16 protein-coding genes and 1 tRNA gene are annotated in these 16,047 nt (G+C 72.8%); 4 read left to right on the top strand and 13 right to left on the bottom strand.

Annotated elements, in window-relative coordinates:
* Positions 1–36: 36 nt before the first annotated feature.
* Positions 37–2,154: a helix-hairpin-helix domain-containing protein gene (locus VM95_RS16865; RefSeq protein WP_052707411.1), complete on the top strand. Its 2,118-nt coding sequence runs from the start codon at positions 37–39 to the stop codon at positions 2,152–2,154.
* Between the two features lie 84 nt (positions 2,155–2,238).
* Here VM95_RS16865 and VM95_RS16860 read toward each other — a convergent pair whose 3' ends face one another.
* The gene (locus VM95_RS16860) at positions 2,239–2,838 is read right to left on the bottom strand and encodes a hypothetical protein (RefSeq protein ID WP_045697501.1); all 600 of its coding nucleotides are present in this window, start codon (positions 2,836–2,838) and stop codon (positions 2,239–2,241) included.
* A gap of 364 nt (positions 2,839–3,202) precedes the next feature.
* Here VM95_RS16860 and VM95_RS16855 point away from each other — a divergent pair, with 364 nt between their 5' ends.
* On the top strand, positions 3,203–3,412 hold the full coding sequence (locus tag VM95_RS16855; RefSeq protein ID WP_045697500.1) for a DUF5703 family protein: 210 nt from the start codon (positions 3,203–3,205) through the stop codon (positions 3,410–3,412).
* A gap of 90 nt (positions 3,413–3,502) precedes the next feature.
* Here the strand turns inward: VM95_RS16855 and VM95_RS16850 are convergent, their stop codons facing one another.
* From VM95_RS16850 to VM95_RS16840, 3 genes are all read right to left on the bottom strand, one after another.
* Positions 3,503–4,366, bottom strand: a complete 864-nt coding sequence (locus tag VM95_RS16850) for a chaplin (RefSeq protein WP_045697499.1) — start codon at positions 4,364–4,366, stop codon at positions 3,503–3,505.
* Between the two features lie 321 nt (positions 4,367–4,687).
* The gene (locus VM95_RS16845; protein WP_244178815.1) at positions 4,688–4,930 is read right to left on the bottom strand and encodes a chaplin; all 243 of its coding nucleotides are present in this window, start codon (positions 4,928–4,930) and stop codon (positions 4,688–4,690) included.
* 268 nt (positions 4,931–5,198) lie between these two features.
* Positions 5,199–6,530 carry a M20/M25/M40 family metallo-hydrolase gene (locus VM95_RS16840; RefSeq protein WP_045697607.1) on the bottom strand — a complete coding sequence of 444 codons (1,332 nt, stop codon included), beginning with the start codon at positions 6,528–6,530 and terminating at the stop codon, positions 5,199–5,201.
* 289 nt (positions 6,531–6,819) lie between these two features.
* Between VM95_RS16840 and VM95_RS16835 the strand changes: the two genes are divergently transcribed.
* Both VM95_RS16835 and VM95_RS16830 read left to right on the top strand, forming a co-directional pair.
* Positions 6,820–6,904, top strand: a tRNA-Leu gene (locus VM95_RS16835).
* A gap of 295 nt (positions 6,905–7,199) precedes the next feature.
* Positions 7,200–8,549, top strand: a complete 1,350-nt coding sequence (locus tag VM95_RS16830; protein WP_244178814.1) for a flavin-containing monooxygenase — start codon at positions 7,200–7,202, stop codon at positions 8,547–8,549.
* A 42-nt stretch (positions 8,550–8,591) separates the two neighbouring features.
* Here VM95_RS16830 and VM95_RS16825 read toward each other — a convergent pair whose 3' ends face one another.
* From VM95_RS16825 to VM95_RS40400, 9 genes are all read right to left on the bottom strand, one after another.
* On the bottom strand, positions 8,592–9,698 hold the full coding sequence (locus VM95_RS16825) for a tryptophan dimethylallyltransferase family protein (RefSeq protein ID WP_045697495.1): 1,107 nt from the start codon (positions 9,696–9,698) through the stop codon (positions 8,592–8,594).
* Positions 9,695–11,047, bottom strand: coding sequence for a cytochrome P450 (locus tag VM95_RS16820; RefSeq protein WP_045697493.1), 1,353 nt, complete (start codon positions 11,045–11,047; stop codon positions 9,695–9,697). The genes VM95_RS16825 and VM95_RS16820 overlap by 4 nt, the downstream gene beginning before the upstream one ends.
* An 8-nt stretch (positions 11,048–11,055) precedes the next feature.
* The gene (locus VM95_RS16815) at positions 11,056–11,649 is read right to left on the bottom strand and encodes a GTP-binding protein (RefSeq protein ID WP_045697491.1); all 594 of its coding nucleotides are present in this window, start codon (positions 11,647–11,649) and stop codon (positions 11,056–11,058) included.
* Positions 11,624–12,004: a DUF742 domain-containing protein gene (locus VM95_RS16810; RefSeq protein ID WP_045697489.1), complete on the bottom strand. Its 381-nt coding sequence runs from the start codon at positions 12,002–12,004 to the stop codon at positions 11,624–11,626. The genes VM95_RS16815 and VM95_RS16810 overlap by 26 nt, the downstream gene beginning before the upstream one ends.
* Positions 12,001–12,402 carry a roadblock/LC7 domain-containing protein gene (locus tag VM95_RS16805; RefSeq protein WP_045697487.1) on the bottom strand — a complete coding sequence of 134 codons (402 nt, stop codon included), beginning with the start codon at positions 12,400–12,402 and terminating at the stop codon, positions 12,001–12,003. The genes VM95_RS16810 and VM95_RS16805 overlap by 4 nt, the downstream gene beginning before the upstream one ends.
* Positions 12,399–13,793: a sensor histidine kinase gene (locus tag VM95_RS16800; RefSeq protein WP_045697485.1), complete on the bottom strand. Its 1,395-nt coding sequence runs from the start codon at positions 13,791–13,793 to the stop codon at positions 12,399–12,401. The genes VM95_RS16805 and VM95_RS16800 overlap by 4 nt, the downstream gene beginning before the upstream one ends.
* A gap of 382 nt (positions 13,794–14,175) precedes the next feature.
* Entirely contained in the window at positions 14,176–14,886 is a 711-nt protein-coding gene (locus VM95_RS16795) for a YukJ family protein (protein WP_045697483.1), read from the bottom strand.
* A gap of 217 nt (positions 14,887–15,103) precedes the next feature.
* Complete coding sequence (locus VM95_RS16790; protein WP_244178813.1) at positions 15,104–15,850, bottom strand: TetR family transcriptional regulator; 747 nt, start codon at positions 15,848–15,850, stop codon at positions 15,104–15,106.
* A 115-nt stretch (positions 15,851–15,965) separates the two neighbouring features.
* On the bottom strand, positions 15,966–16,047 hold an 82-nt coding region (locus tag VM95_RS40400), incomplete at its 5' end, for an acyl-CoA dehydrogenase family protein (protein WP_157882129.1).

Here is a 16,047-nt window from a genome sequence, read left to right as displayed (position 1 = left end):
GTCGAGCACGTGGAGTGACCTTTGGAGCGGACGACGATGACTGAGACGGGCGGCGGCGCTCCCGGGGACGCCGAGAAGGCGGCGAAATTCGCGCAGCTGGCGGAGCAGATCCGGGGGATGGCGCCGTTCAAGAAGGCGGGCACGCCCCCGCCGGTCGTCCTCCCGGAGCCGACGGCCGCGCCGGAGGCCGACGAAGCCGCTGAAGCCGGCGAGACCGCCGAGGCCGCCGAGGCGGCGGCACCGAAGGCGCCGGCGCCCGCCCCGGCCGTGCCCCGGCCGGCCGCACCCGCCCCGGCCCGGCCCGCCGCACCCGCTCCGGCGGACGGCGACGCGCTCCGGGCCGTCGCCGAGGTGCTGGCCGCCGGCGGCGCCCCCGCCGAGCTCGCGGCACCGGCCGTGACCGCCCTCGGGAACGACGCCGCCGAACGGCTGCGCGAGGACCCGTGGGCGGTGCTCGGCCTGCCCGGGGTCCGCCCGGAGCACGCGGACGGCTTCGCCCGCGGCCTGCTCGGCGCCGAGGCCCGGCCCGACGACCCGCGCCGCGCCGGCGCGCTGGTGGTGTGGCTGCTGGCCCAGGCGACCTTCCGCGGGAACTCGGCCCTGGAGCTCACCGAGGTGGCGGCCGAGCTCGGCCGGCTCCGGGTGCCCGACCCGGCCGGAGCGATCGCGGCCGCCGTGCTGGACGGGCAGGTGCTGTCCTTCCAGGAGGAGCTGACCGGCGCCGAGGCCCACGGCTCGCAGGGCGACGACGAGGAGGAGGCGCCGACCCGGACCCTGCTCGCGCTGGAGGGGCCGGCGATGGCCGAGGACAGCCTCGCCGAGAAGCTGCTCCAGCTGATGGCCACCTTCGTCCCGGGCGAGGACACGGCCGAGGACACGACCGAGGACACGGCCGAGGCGCCGGCGGGATCCGAGGAGCCGGAGGAGTCGGAGGAGTCCGACCGGGAGGGCACCCCCGCCGCCCCCGGCCCGGCCGCCTGGGGGGCCGCCGCCGAAGCCGCGCCCTCCTCCTCCGCCAAGGCCCTGATCCGGGCCGTCGCCGACGCCGCCCTGGTGCTGCACACCGGCGGCGAGGCCGCCCGCGCCGAACCGGCCGCGCTGGTCGCCGCCGCCACCGGCCTCGGCCTGCGGGCCTGGGCCGCCACCTGGACCGACCAGGGCCGGGACTCCTTCGCCGCGCTCGGCGGGGCCGCCGACACCCCGGTGGTCACCCTCGCCGAGCTGCTGTCCGGCTCCGCCGGCCCCGGCCGCGCCCCGGACGGCACGCTGGCGCTCGACCTGCTCGTCGTCCTGGACGCGCCCCTGCTGGACGTCGAACTGGCCGCCACCGTGCTGGAGTCGATCGCCGACGGCACCCGGCTCGTCCTCAGCGGCGACCCGGGCCAGCTCTGGTCGCCCGGCCCCGGCCGGTTCTTCGCCGACCTGCTGGCCGCCAGGGCCTGCCCGGCGGTCGCCTCCCGCACCCCGGACTTCGGCCCGATCGGCGAGCTGGTCTCCGGGGTCGGCGTCGGCGAGCTGCAACCGGTCGAAGCGCCGGACAAGGAGGTGGTCCTCCTGACCGCCAAGGACGGCGCCGAGGCCGTCCACCGGGCGATCCAGCTGCTCACCGACTCCATCCCGCGCGCACTCGGCATCCCGGCCGAGCAGGTGGTGCTGCTCACCCCGGGCCACGGCGGCCCGGGCGGCACGCGGGCGCTGAACGCCGCCGCCAAGGCCCGGCTGAACCCCGGCCCCGGCCGGTTCGGCGGCTTCGACCCGGGCGACCGGGTGGTCGACTCCCCCGCGCCCGGCGTCACCCGCGCGGCGCGGGTGCTGGACGGCGACGCGAGCGGGCTGCACCTGGAGTACGCGGACGGCTCGCGCCGGACCGTCCCGCCGGCCGAGGCCGGCCGGCTGCGGCACGGCTGGGCGCTGACCGTCCACCAGGCGCTCGGCCGCCGCTGGCCCGGCGCGGTGGTCGTGCTGCCGGAGGACGCCGGCCCGGCGCTCACCCGGCAGTGGGTGTACACGGCCTTCGGCCGGGGCGAGCGGCACTTGTCGGTGGTGCACGCGGCCGGCCCGGCGCTCGCCCAGGCCGTCGCCGAGCGCCCGGCGCAGCCGCGCACCACCCGGCTCCGGGCGATCCTGGCCGAGAACGCCGTCCCGGAGGGCTGATCCGAACGCGCGCGACGGGCGGGCCCGCCTCCTCGGGGGCCCGCCCGTCGCGTCCGGGGGCTGTCCTGGCTCAGCAGTGCGAGCTCAGTCCTCCGGCTCCTCGTCGTCGTAGACCTCGCTCACGTCGAACCGGCAGATCAGCAGCTGCGGATCGGCGTGCTCGAAGGGCTCGGGCAGCCACTCCCCCGGCTCGGTCGGCTCGGCCGCGGCGACCCACAGCGTCGAGTCCGCCTCCTCCAGGCCGAACTCCTCGCTGCGGGCGGCGATCTCGTCCGGCTCGTACTCGCCGAACAGCACGCCGAGCGCGGCGTTGACGCCGCCGGCCCCGCCCGGGGTCAGCGTCTCGTCGAGCCGCTCCGCCTGGGCGCGCAGCCGCTCGGGGTCGACCACGTGGTAGTCGCGGCGGATCAACACGCTGATCGCCTCGGGCTGTTCGGGGCCGTGGTAGCCACCCGGCCCCTCGTCCCCGGGGATCTCGAAGGGGGTGACCTCGTCGTAGACCTCGTAGAGGAGTTGGTCGTAGGCGATGGCCGCCGTCGCGAGCTGCTCGTAGGCGGCGGACACAGCGGGATCATCCGCTGCGCTGGGGCTTGACACCGCTTCCAGATGACGGTCGATGGCGGCCTTGACCGCCTCGGCGGCGGCGCGTACCTCGGCAATGGTGGGCTGCGCGGCATCAGACATGGTGCAGACGCTATCTCCCCACGACGCGAGTACGCACAGCGGTTGTCGCCTACACCCGCGATTTCACCGCAACTTCCCCCCTGATGTCCGATCCGGTCCGTTCTGTCCCCGCACCCGGAGGGCGCCGGGGCGGCGCGAGGGGGCGCACGACGGGCCGTGCGGGGCCGTCCGGATGTCGCTTCGCGCGCCGGGATCGGGGTATCCCCTCCACAGGCGCAACAGAACTGATGAACTGTCAGTCGGGTGGTCGGGTCCGGGCCGCCCGGCCGCTCCCCGGCCCGCCGGAGGACGGCCGGAAATACCCGGACCGGCTGTCGGGGGCAGGCCGTAGGCTTGCGTGCAGTTGATCCTCAGGAGGAGCGTTTTGACCCCACCGAAGACGGTCCGGCAGCCGGAGTACGAGTACCAGTCGCTGCGCATGCCGCGCGGTACCACGCGCAACGCGGCGCGCCAACTGCTCACCGAGCACGCCGAGTACGGGCACTGGGAGCTGGACCGACTGCGGCTGTTCCCGGACGGCAGTCGGACGGTCCGGCTGAAGCGCAGGATCATCCGGCAGGTCCGCAGCTGGTGACGGTCGGGGCGTCGAGCACGCACGCGCCCGCGGCCACCCGGTGAACGGGTGGCCGCGGGCGCGTCGCGTTGCGGACCGGGCGCTCTCCTGTCAGCGGGCGCCAGCGCGGGTGCGGCGGTAGAGCACGCCGCCGCCCAGCAGCAGGGCGAGGCCGGCGGCGCCGAGCAGTTCCACGTCGCCGGCGCCGGTGGAGGCCAGCTGGCCGCCGACGGCGGTGTTCGATCCGGCGGTGCGGGCGGCGGCCGGGGCGGCCTGGGTGCCGCCGGTCGGGCCGGAGGTGTCGGCGCCGACCGCGCTCACCGGCGCGGCCGGGGTGCTGGGCGTGGCGCCGCCGGACGGTCCGCCGCCGCGCCCGCTGCCCGGGGTGGTCGGGCTGGTCGACGGCGGGGTGGTGGCGGGCGGGGTGTGGCCCTCGGGGCAGTCGTCGGTCGGCGCCGGGGACGGCGCGGGCGCGGCGACGTTGCCGCAGCTGTTGCCGAACGCCGGGTTGCCGGCGCCGACCACGTTCACGGAGTTGCCGCAGGCGTTGACCGGGACGTGCACCGGGGCCTGGACGCTGTTGCCGGAGAGCACACCGGGCGAGCCCGCCGCGGTGCCGGAGGCGGAGGAGCCGGCGGTGGTGGTCCGGCTGCCACCGGTGCTGGAGCCCTGGCCGGAGCCGCCGCCCTGCTGGCCGCCCTGGGCGGGCGCCGGCGCGGCGTGGCGGCCGCCGCTCGCGTTGGCGCAGCGGTTGGCGAAGGCCGGGTTGAGCGCGCCGATCACGTCGACGGTGTTGCCGCAGGCGTTGACCGGTACTTCGACCGGCACCTGGACCGAGTTCCCCGAGGCGACGCCGGGCGAGCCCGTCGCAGTGCCTTGCGCCTCGGCGCCCGCGTAGGCGTAGCCGGCGGTCGAGGCCAGCACGCTGCCGGTGGCCACGGCCGTGAGGAGCCCCTTCTTGGCTACATTCCTCATGTTTTCCCCTGACGTTTTCGAGACGACGTGGCGACCTTGGCTCGTCCCCTTCGCGAACCGGCCTGTCGGTTGACATGACCTGTCGGAAAGTCGGAATTTCCGTATATCCGGAAATCACGCAAGGTCTTCGACTGCACAGGAGTTAACGAGGGGCCAACGGGGAGGTTGGGCCGAATGAAGCGTCTTCACCCGATCGAGCGAACACCGCACTCGCACGGAACCGCCAGGCCCCGGACAGGCGAACGCCCCCGGCACGGCGCGTCCGCCGCCCGGGGGCTGGAGTGTGTCCGCTCAACAGGCCTCAGCGACCCGGAAGCCGGCTCAGAAGTTGGCGCAGTGGTTGCCGAACGCCGGGTTCAGCACGCCGATCACGCTGACGGTGTTGCCGCACAGGTTCAGCGGGACGTGGACCGGAACCTGGATCTGGTTGCCGGACACGACGCCCGGGGAGCCGGCGGCCACACCCTCGGCACCGGCACCGCCGGTGGCGGAGGCCGCACCGGCGGCGGCGAGCACCAGGCCACCGGTGGCGGCGGCGACAGCGGCGATCTTCTTGACCTTCATCATTCCTCCTGTATGGACAACGCAACCCGTTCGGCGGGCTGCACAGGAATGAACGACGCTGCGGCAAACGGGGTACGGAACAGATTTGCCATTCACCCGCAACGGTGAGGCCTCGCACGAATGAGCGGCCCGGAACTTCGGGCAGAATCGTTTCTGTTGATCTCCCTCACCCCGTCCCACCATCAGGCACTCCGACAATGCGAACGGCCCGCCCCCGGCACTCCGGGAGCGGGCCGACCGAGTCGCGTGATCAGTGGGCGTCGCGCGATCAGCAGGCGTCGAGGAAGCGGTCCAGCACCCGGACGCCGAACTTCAGCCCGTCCACCGGCACCCGCTCGTCCACGCCGTGGAACATCCCGGCGAAGTCCAGTTCCGGCGGCAGCTGCAGCGGCGCGAAGCCGAAGCAGCGGATGCCCAGGTCCTGGAAGGACTTGGCGTCCGTCCCGCCGGAGAGGCAGTACGGCACCGCGCGGGCGATCGGGTCCTCCGCCCGCAGCGCGGTCTGCATCGCCTCGACCAGCGCACCGTCGAAGGAGGTCTCGATCGCGCGGTCCGAGTGCAGGCTCTCCCGCTTGACGCGCGGGCCGAGCACGCTGTCCAGCTCGGCCAGGAACTCCTCCTCGTAGCCGGGCAGGAAGCGCCCGTCCACGTGCGCGGTGGCCTGACCGGGGATCACGTTCACCTTGTAGCCGGCGCCGAGCATGGTCGGCTGGGCGGTGTTGCGGAACGTGGTGCCGATCATCTTGGCGATGCCGCCGAGGACGCGGACCACCTCGTCCATGTCCTCCGGGTCCAGGCGGTACCCGAGCACGTCCGACAGCTCGTCCAGGAAGGCCCGGACGCTGTCGGTGATCCGCAGCGGGAAGGTGTGGCGGCCGAGCCGGGCGACCGCCTCGCACAACTCGGTGATCGCGTTGTCGTCGTTCGCCATCGAGCCGTGCCCGGCCCGGCCCTCGACCGTCAGGCGCATCCAGTGCATGCCCTTCTCGGCCGTCTCCACCAGGTAGAACCGGGCCTGGTCGTTGACGGTGAAGGAGAAGCCGCCGACCTCGCCGATGCCCTCGGTCACGCCCTCGAACAGCTCCGGGTGCTTGTCCACCAGGAAGCGCGCGCCGTAGGTGCCGCCGGCCTCCTCGTCGGCGAGGAAGGCCAGCACCAGGTCGCGCGGGGGCTTGCGCCCGGTGCGCAGCCGGTCGCGGACCACCGCCAGGGTCATCGCGTCCATGTCCTTCATGTCGACCGCGCCGCGCCCCCAGACGCAGCCGTCCGCGATCTCGCCGCCGAAGGGGTCGTACGTCCAGTCCGCGGCGTTGGCCGGCACCACGTCGGTGTGGCCGTGGATCAGCAGGCCGGGGCGTGAGCGGTCCTCGCCCTCGATCCGGACCACCGTCGAGGCCCGCCCCTTGGCCGATTCGAAGATCTGCGGTTCGAGCCCGAACTCGGCCAGCTGCTCGGCCACGTACTCGGCCGCCTTGCGCTCGCCCGGGCCGGAACCGTCACCGTAGTTGCTGGTGTCGATCCGGATCAGGTCGCGACAGATCTCGGCGACCTCCGACTCAGCCGTCACCTTCGGCGCCGCCGACTCGCTCCGCTCGCTCACGGTCACTCCTCGTCTTGGGCCCGCACCGGCGCGCCAGCGCGCCACCCCCAGGACCTCCGCCCGGGCCGTACGAGCACGTCCGCCCATCCTCCCCCAGCCCCCGCTCCGCATCCACCCCCTTCCCCGGCCCCGAAACCCCCAGGTCACACGACCGCCACGGAAGCGCCCCCGCGCCACCCCTCCCGGGTGGGGGCCCGGGGGCCGTTTTGGGAGCTCAAGCCGATCTTTGCTACAGTTACATCTGTCAGCGCGACGGACGAGAGATCGAAAGCCGCGAGGACGACACCCCGTCCGGGTGGCGGAATGGCAGACGCGCTAGCTTGAGGTGCTAGTGCCCTTTATTGGGCGTGGGGGTTCAAGTCCCCCCTCGGACACCGAAGAAGCGGGTCAGGAGATTCTCCTGGCCCGCTTTTCGTTTTTCCCACCCGCACCCGTGAGGAATTCCAGCCAACCGGCGAGCAGACTCGGCCTGTTTCCGGCCCGGACACTCTCCGTATCGCAATCGATCACTGTTCGATCGGCACCGCTTGCGGTTTACTGGGGCCGCATCGCTCGCCGGGTACCGGGCGGGCACTGGAGCGGGCGGGCCGGGACATCCGATTCCGCAGCTCAGTGCCGGTACGCGGCGGGCTTCGATCATTCCGGGGGGAGAGGACGGATGGTGTTCCCGTGGGAGATTTCCTGAGCAGCCCGTACGTCACTGACGCTCCCGGGACGGCACCGGTGTGCGTCATCGGTGCGGGGCCGTCCGGGCTGGCGACGGCACACGCCCTCGCGAGTCGGGGAATCCGGTTCGTCGGCCTGGAGCGGGCGCCCGAGGTCGGCGGTCTCTGGCGGCAGCCCGGCGCCGGGGAGCGCGGTCCCGGTTATCGGTCGCTGCACATCAACACCGCGAAGGAAGTGACCGGCTTCGCCGCGTTCCCGATGCCGGATTCCTATCCGGCCTATCCGCGGCACACCCAGGTCGCCGCTTATCTGCGGTCGTTCGCCGAATGGGCGGGCCTGCTGCCGCACATCGAATTCGGCACCGAGGTGCTTTCGGTGCGCCAGGATTCGGACGGCTCCTGGCTGGTCGACAGCCGGGGCTCCGACGGGAAGACGCTCTGCCGCCGCTTCGCGCGGGTGATCGTCGCCTCGGGGGCGTACGCCGAACCGCTGCTGCCGGACACCCTGCCGGCCGGGGCCGGGTCGTTCACCGGGCGCATGCTGCACGCCATCGACTACCACGACGCCCGCGAGTTCGAGGACCGGCGGGTGGTCGTGGTGGGCCTGGGGCCGTCCGCGGTGGACATCGCCGCGGACCTGTCCCGCTTCGCGGCGCAGACCGTCATCTCGGTGCGCCGGGGGCTCCACGTCATCCCGAAGCAGCTGTACGGCATGTCCTGCGACATCATCGCGGAGGCCCCCTGGTTCGCCGCGATGTCGATGACCGAGCGGCGCGAGTACATCGAGCAGGCCCTGCTCGTCGCCCGTGGGCGGCTGTCGGACTACGGGCTCCCCGAGCCCGACCACCCGCTGTTCTCCTCCGCCGTGACGGTCTCCGACGAGATCTTCAGCCGGATACGCCACGGCGCCGTGACCCCCAAGCCGGCGATCGCGGCCCTGGACGGCGAGTCGGTCCGGTTCGCCGACGGCTCGACGGTCGAGGCGGACGCCATCGTCTGGTGCACCGGCTACCGGATGGCCCACCCGTTCCTGGCGGACGGCTGCCCGATCGGCCCGAGCGGCCGGGTGGAGCTGTACCGGCGGATCGTCGCGCCCGAGCGGCCCGGCCTGTACTTCGTCGGCCTGATCCGCCCGGTCGGCGCGCTGACCCGTTCCCTGGAGGCCCAGGCGGACTGGGTCGCGCGGCTGATCGCCGGTGAGGCGGAGCTGCCGCCCTACGAGGGCATGCGCCAGGAGATCGACACCTACCTGGAGTCCATTGCCGAGCGCTACGGGCACGGGCTCGGCGCCTCGGTCCAGATCGACGTCGTGCCCTACCAGCGGGAACTCCAGCGGGAGCCCCACACCGTGTGACCCGACGCCGGAGGGGCGCCGCCGGCGGCGCCCCTCGGTGTGTCAGCGACCGCCGGCGGGCGGACGGACGGCGTACGCCTCCGAGGAGATGTACGCCGTCACCCTCGGCCGGCTGCCCCGCTGGTGGTTGACGGCCAGGTAGGAGATCAGGCCCGCGCCGTCCTCCAGCCGCCGGTCGGTGACGGCGGTCAGCGCCTGCGCGAGCGGCGCCGGGTCGATGCCGTGCTGCCGGCACAGCGCCACGCCCCGGGCCAGGGCCTCGCCGTCGTGCGGCGCGTAGTCGCGGACCGGTATGTACAGGGTGAACCCGCTCGGCCGGTCGTCGTCGACGTCGGTGAAGGCGTGGTGGGACTGCGCGGGCAGCCCGGCGAGCCGGGTGCCGTCGCCCTCCTCCCGCCCGAAGCCGGCGACGGTGGCGAAGAACTCGCGGACCATGTCCGGCGTCGGCCCGGCGTGCATCCGGGACAGGCTGGTCGCCTCGGTGGCCGAGAGGTCGGCGTGCAGGACGTACACCTTGAGCCGGGGCGCCTCCCAGGCGCCGAGGTCCATGGCGAGGAAGGGGTAGCCGTCACCCGGCGGCAGCGAGGCGAACGCCTGCCGATGGCCGAGCCGCTCCAGCGCCTCGCGGAGCGTCTCGGCGGCCCGGTCCGCGCCGCGCGCGGAGGGGTTCAGGTACACCTTGACCTTGGGGACGCCGCCGGAGCACAGCTCCAGGGCGCACCACAGGGCCAGCGGCCCGGCCGGCTCGGACGGGAAGAACAGGTCCTCCACCTCGTCCAGGCCGCTGGCGTCGAAGTCCCAGCGCCGGGCCAGCTCGCGGACGAAGGCGAGCCCGATCTTGCCGTTCTCCGCCCACCCGGCCGCGCCGCAGCCCGGCTCCAGCAGCACCCGCAGGGTGGGTGGCGCGTCGGCCCGGAAGGACAGCGAGTACTCCACCGGCGTGTGGTCGTCGGACAGGAACGTCCGGTACGGCGGCGGCAGGTCCAGCGGCCGGTCGGCCACCAGACCGAGCGACTCGCGCAGGACCTGCCCGTACCCCTCCGCGTCGCGGGCCTCCAGGCCCGCGACGCGGCACAGCCGCTGCAGCTGGCCCGCCGTGAGGGCGCCCAGCGTCCCCGCCTCGCAGGAGGCCTGTCTACCGCTCGTCATTTCGCCAGCCAGGACAGGAAGGAGCTCCACAGGCCTCCGCGCTCCGACTTGCGGGGCGGGGCCACGAACTCCTCGCGGGCCGGGCTCTCCTGCCGGGACTGCTGCGTCGTCGGCCGCTGCACCGCCTGGACCGAGGTGAACCGGGTGGGCAGCGCCGTCAGCGACCGGCTGAACGGGCCGGGGCGCCAGGTGAGGCTGTCCGACGGGACGGCCAGCTCGATGTCCGGCAGCTGGTTGAGCAGGTTCTCGACCGCCGTCACGATGATGTGCCGGGCGATCTCCTTGGACGGGCAGGCGTGCGGGCCGGCGCCGAACGACAGGTGCGCCCGGTTGCTGCCCGACTGTCGTGCGGCGGTGAGCACCCGGTCGTTGTTGGCTGCCGCGATGCTGACCATCACCAGCTCGCCGGTCCCGAGCTTCGTCCCGGCGAACTCCATGTCGCCGGCGGGGTAGTGCCAGAGGAAGTTGGTCAGCGGCGGGTTGTCCCACAGGGTGTCGTCGAGGGCGTCCGAGATCAGGCCGCCCCGGTGGGCGTACTGGTCGTGGGTGAGCAGCCGGTGGAGGGTGTTGCCGAGCAGGTTGCGCAGCGGCTCCGCGCCCGCGCCCAGCAGCAGCGCCAGCTGGTGGGCCATCTCCTCGTCGCTGAGGCCGGCCTCGTGCTGCATCAGCCAGGACGTGACGTCGTCGCCGGGCTTGGTCCGCTTGAGGGTCACCAGGTCGGCGGTGGCCTGCACCAGGACCTCGGCCGCCTTGCCCGCGTTGACACCGTCGAACATGCCGGACATGCCGAACAGCACCCGGTCGCCGATGTCCGCGGGGCAGCCGAAGAGTTCGGTGAACACGAACAGCGGGAGCTGCTTGGCGTACTCGCCGACCAGGTCGGCGGAGCCGCGCGAACTGAACTGGGTGATCAGGTAGTCGGAGATCTGCTGGGTGCGCTGGGTGAGGCGGCGGGAGTCCACCCTGGCGAGGCTGTCGGTGACGGCCTGACGCAGCCGCAGGTGCTCGACGCCGTCACTGAACATGCAGCTGGGCCGGTAGGCCAGCAGCGGCAGGACCGGGCTGTCGGCGGGGACGCGGCCCTCCTTGAGGTCCCGCCAGCGGCGGGAGTCCTTCCGGAAGGAGGCCGGGTCCTGCAGCATCTGCAGCGCCGCGGTGTAGTCCGTGACGAGGGTCGCCTCGACGCCCGGCGCGAGCTCGACGGCCGTGGTCGCGCCGAACTGCCGCATGTAGTCGTAGTAGGCGTGCGGGTCGGCCGCGAACTCCGGTCCGTACAGCGGTATTCGGGCGCCGGTGCCGTGGGCGGGGCACCCGGGCGGGGGCACGAGTGCGGTGGACTCAGCGTCCATGTCTGCTCCTAGTTGGCACGGTCCAGCAGATGGCGGACCAGTGTGATCAATGCGTCGGCCGAGGACTTCTCGTCCCGGGCGTCGCAGGTGACGACGGGGGTGTCGTCCAGGAGGTCCAGGGCGTCGCGCAGCGCCGCTTCCTCGTAGACCGGGGTGCCGTCGAACCGGTTGACGGCGATCGCGTAGTCGAGCCCGTACTGCTCGATCAGGTCGATCACGGCGAAGGAGTCCGCCAGCCGGTCGGGGTCGACCAGCACCAGCGCGCCGAGGGCGCCGCGGGCCATGTCCTCCCACATCTGCACGAAACGCAGCTGCCCGGGCGTTCCGAACAGGTAGAGGACGACCCGGTCGCTGAGGGTCAGCCGCCCGAAGTCCATCGCGACGGTCGTGGTGGTCTTGCCCTTGACGCCCTTGAGGTCGTCGACCGCCTCGCCGGCCCGGGTCATCCGCTCCTCGGTGGAGAGCGGCGTGATCTCGGAGATCGACCCGATGAAGGTCGTCTTGCCCACCGCGAAGTGCCCGACCACCAGAATCTTGACGGCAGTCTGGGTCTCCCCGCCGCGGACGTAGGCCCGCTCATCCAAACTTGGCCTGGAGTCCATTCAGCACCTCCTCAAGGATTCGCGCATCCACCAGGGAGGCACGCTCGACCGGCGGCCGGACGATGACGAAGCCGCCCTCCGTCAGGCCCGAGAGCAGGATCCGCACCACCCCCAGGGGCAGCCGGGTGTGTCCCGCGAGTTCGGCCACCGTGAGGTAGCCCGCGGCACATAACTCCAGCAGCCCCTGTTCCTCCGGGGTCAGTCGGCGGGTGGGCCGCCGCTGCTCGTCGTCCGCCGCCGTCACCAGGGTGATCAGCGACAACTGCTCGTCATCGGGCAGGCCGCGGCCCTTCGTGATGACGTACGGCCGCACCAGCGGCGGCGCCTCGGACGGCTGCTCGTCCGGGGTGGTCATCGGCGCGCGCCGATATTCTCGCGCGGGGGCGTCATCAGCGCCTTGCCCAGCTGGCCGACGAGCTGCTGCATCCGGAAGGTGATGTCCGCCATGTCGACGTCCGGGGACGCGGAGACGCCGAGGTAGGCGCCCTCGCCCGCGGAGATCAGGAAGACCCAGCCGCCGTCGAACTCGACCAGGGTCTGCCGCCACTGCTGGTTGGAGCCGTTGCAGAAGAAGGCGAGCGAGCGGCTGAGCGACTGCACGCCGCTCATGCCGGCGGCGACCCTGTCCGCGTCGTCCTTGTCGAAGTCCTTCGTCCGGGCCATCAGCAGGCCGTCCGCGGATATCAGGACGGCGTGCAGGGCACCGGGGATCTCCAAGGCACTGTCAAGCATCCATGACAGATCGTTGTTCACGGAACCTCATGTCCTTCACTGCCTGCAGCAGGTGTGCTGCTCGTCGTTTCCGCGGCGTTCGGATTCGTCGCCCGACCCGACTGCGTGCCTCGCTGGAAGGCACCCATGATCGCCGCCGTCTCCGCGCCGGAACGGGCGCCGGAGCGGGTCTGCGCACCGGAGCCCGGAGCGCCGAGCCCCTGGGTGTCGTAGCCCTGCGCCGCGTGGCCCTGCGCTGCGTAGCCCTGCCCGGGGTAGGCCGGCGCGGCGTAGGCCTGCGCGGGGTAGCCCTGCTCGGGGTGGGCCTGCTCGGCATAGCCCTGCGTGGGGTAGCCCTGCGGGGCGAAGTCCTGCCGCCCGCCGGGGCCCTGGGGCGCGCCGGTCGCCGGGGCGCTGGGCACCACGGCCATCGGGCGCTTGCGGCGGCGCTTGGGCAGGCCGTCCGGGCCGGTCGCGGGCACGGCCGAGCTGGTCTCGAAACCGTTCCGGGCCGGGTCGGCGGGCCCGGTGGCGGCGGCCGCCGGGGCCGGCGCCGCGGGCTTCAGCTCCGGCATGCCGGTGAGGAGTTCGTGCGGCAGGAGGAGCACCGCGCGGACGCCGCCGTACGGCGAGGAGGAGTCCACGGACACCTCGAAGCCGAATCGCTCGCAGAGCACGCCGACCACCGCGAAACCGAATTGCGGCGGATTTCCGAGCGCGGAGACACCGGAAACCCGATCACTCGTCAGAAGCTTTTCCGCCCGGGCGCGCTCCTCGTCGTTCATGCCGATTCCGGCGTCGTCGACGACGATGCAAATGCCCTTCGGAACGGTGCGGATGTTGATTTCCACGACCGTGTCGGGGCTGGAGTAACTGGTAGCATTGTCGAGCAGTTCGGCGAGTGCCAGCGCGACCGGTTCGACGGCGCGGCTGGTGATGCCGAAGTCGACCTGGGAGAGGATCTCCACCCGCCGGAAGTGCCGCACCCGGCCCTGCGCGCTGCGCACCACGTCGTAGATCGACGCCACCTCGCGCTGGCGCCCGAGCCAGCCGTCGCAGAGCACCGCGATGGACTGGGCCCGCCGGCCGAACTGCGAGTTCGTGTGGTCGATCTCCAGGAGGTCCTCCAGGATGACCGAGTCGCCGTACTTGCTCTGCAGTCGGGAGACGACCAACTGCTGCTCCGCGGCGAGGCCCTGGAGGGTGCGCATCGCGGACTTGAGGACCGTCTTGGTCTCCTCGTCGGCGCGCACGTGGGCCGCCTCGACGGATTGCGAGAAATCGCTCTCCAACGCGGCGTAATGGGCTCTCAGCCCGTCGAACTCCTGGCGGGTCGACGCTGCCGCCCTGCGCTGGAGGACAATGACGGCGATCGCACCGAGGAGGACGACGAGGAGAGCCCAGAGCACTGGGTTCTGTAGGGAATGCGTCATAGGACTCACTTCAGGAGACTGGCGGCCAGCTGCTGAATTACCGTCAATTCTGGGGTGACCGGCTGACCGTCCGTACCGGGTTCACCGCCCGGACCGTCCCTGCGATCTTGTTGTCTCGCACCCGCCCCACCCCCCGGCAAGCGCCGTGATCATATCATCGGATGAAGCCCTTCTCTCGGCCCGTCCCGGCCTCGGCGGATCGTTGACGTGCACTCTGTTCGTCCGTCAACAACCGCCCCACACCAGCCCTTTCGCCACCATCCGACCAGAACATGACAGGTAGGGCAAACCCGCTGCCCAGGCCCCCTTGACGCAACGTCGGGCGGGCCCCTCCGGTTCAGCCGAGGGGCCCGGTGTCGACTGCCGGTTCAGCGGGCCGGGTTCAGTGGGTGGGGTGGGTGGTGGGCCGCGGGGCGCCGGGCTGGTGCGGGACGGACGCGGAACCGGCGTGGCCGGTGCGGTCGTCGGTGTGCCAGGACTGGGACTGGAAGGCGAGGAAGACCGCCGCCCAGCGGTTCTCGGCGGGGAAGTGGATGAGCAGGGCGCCGTCCTGGTAGACGCCGTCGTCCGCCTTGAACCGGCCGCTGTTGCCCTGGTTCATGTGGACGTCGTGCACGCCGTTGCCGGGCAGGAAGCCGAACACCTTGTCCGGGACGCCGGGTTCGGGGCCGAAGCGCTGCCCGAACACGTACACCGCGGCGGAGCTGTCCCCGATCGCCCGCCGGACGTGGGCGTCGAGCTGGTCCCCGAGGTCGTCCGGGCCCGGGCCGTCCGGCGGCAGCACCCGCATGGCGGCCGGGTCGAAGAGGTGCCCGCGGACGAAGTCCAGGCTCGCCGCGCCGGGCCGCGAGGGCAGCGCCGTCCAGCCGCTGCCGGCCTTGGGCAGCAGGGCGGTGACGGGGTGGCGGAAGTCCTCGGAGGCGAAGTAGCGCAGGTCCGGCGGGGCCTGCTGGGACAGCACGTTGACCGCCGCGCGGTAGTCGGTGCCCTGCTCGTCGCGCAGGTGGATCTGGTAGTGCGGGGTGTCGGTGCCGCCCTCGCGGCGCCGGTCGACGGCGCTCGCGGCGAGCACGCCGTAGTCGCTGATCGGCATGGGTGGGGCCTCTGTTCCTCGGTGCGTCGGCGACCGGTCGGCCGGGACGGCCCGACCGGGCGGGGGTCCCTCCGTTTATCGCGCACCGAGGCCGGCCGGGACGGCCGAATCGGGAGATGTTCACCTGCCGTCCCCCCGAGGAGGTTGACCGACACAGGAGATTGACACGGCGCAACACGGCCGTGCCGAGGGGCGGTTCAGAAGACCTGGAGCGGACCTAGATCCGCCGGGGGTCGTCGAGGGCGCTCTCGATGCCCTGGACCATCCGCCACAGCGGGGCCCGGCGGCTGGCGACCAGCACCACCACGTCGTCGTCCGGCGCCCCGCCCTCCGGCCCGGCGGGCTCGGCCGGGCGGTCGCTCCAGGTCTCGGTGACGAAGGCCATCGCCGCGTCCACCTCGGCCACCCAGTCGCTCTCGCCGCCCGAGCGCAGCCAGGTGCGCAGGGCGTGGTTGTGCGCGGAGACCACGGCGGCGGCGATCACGTCGGCGCGCAGCGGCCCGTCCGGGCGGTCGGCGAAGCGGCCGCGCAGGTAGGCGGCGAGGGTGTGCTCGTAGCGCCAGACCACCGACAGCTCGTAGGCCCGCAGGCCGGGCACCTTGCGGGTGAGGCGGTAGCGCTGGACGGAGAAGGAGGGCTGCTCGGCGTACATCCGCAGGACCAGGCGGGCGGCGTCGCAGGCGTGCTTGACCGGGTCCTCCTCGCCGGTGCCGGAGGCGAGGAACTCCGTCATCTCGGCGAGGCTGCGCTCGTGGTCGGGGAAGACCACGTCCTCCTTCGCCGGGAAGTAGCGGAAGAAGGAGCGCCGGCCGACGCCGGCGAGCGAGACGATGTCGTCGACGGTCGTCTGCTCGAAGCCGCGCTCCAGGAAGAGCTCGAAGGCCGCGGCCACCAGCGCCTCGCGCATCGCCGGCTTCGAGGGCCCGTCGTTCATGGGCTGGTCCTGCTCTTCCTTCTCGCTCATTCCCGGCAACTTAACACCGCCGCGCGGCATCGGCCCGCGCCGACGACCGGCGGCATCGGCCCCGGCGGCCGGCCGTTCGCCGGTCCGGCCGCCGGGGTGTCGGTTCGTGGGGTCGTTACGGCAGGTTGCGGGCCATCACGATGCGCTGGACCTGGTTGGTGCCCTCGTAGATCTGCGTGATCTTCGCGTCCCGCATC

It is taken from the genome of Streptomyces rubellomurinus (assembly GCF_000961885.1).
In the GTDB taxonomy this organism is placed as follows: domain Bacteria; phylum Actinomycetota; class Actinomycetes; order Streptomycetales; family Streptomycetaceae; genus Kitasatospora; species Kitasatospora rubellomurina.
Note: the sequence above shows the minus strand (reverse complement) of the source record. Positions and strands in the feature narration are given on the sequence as shown.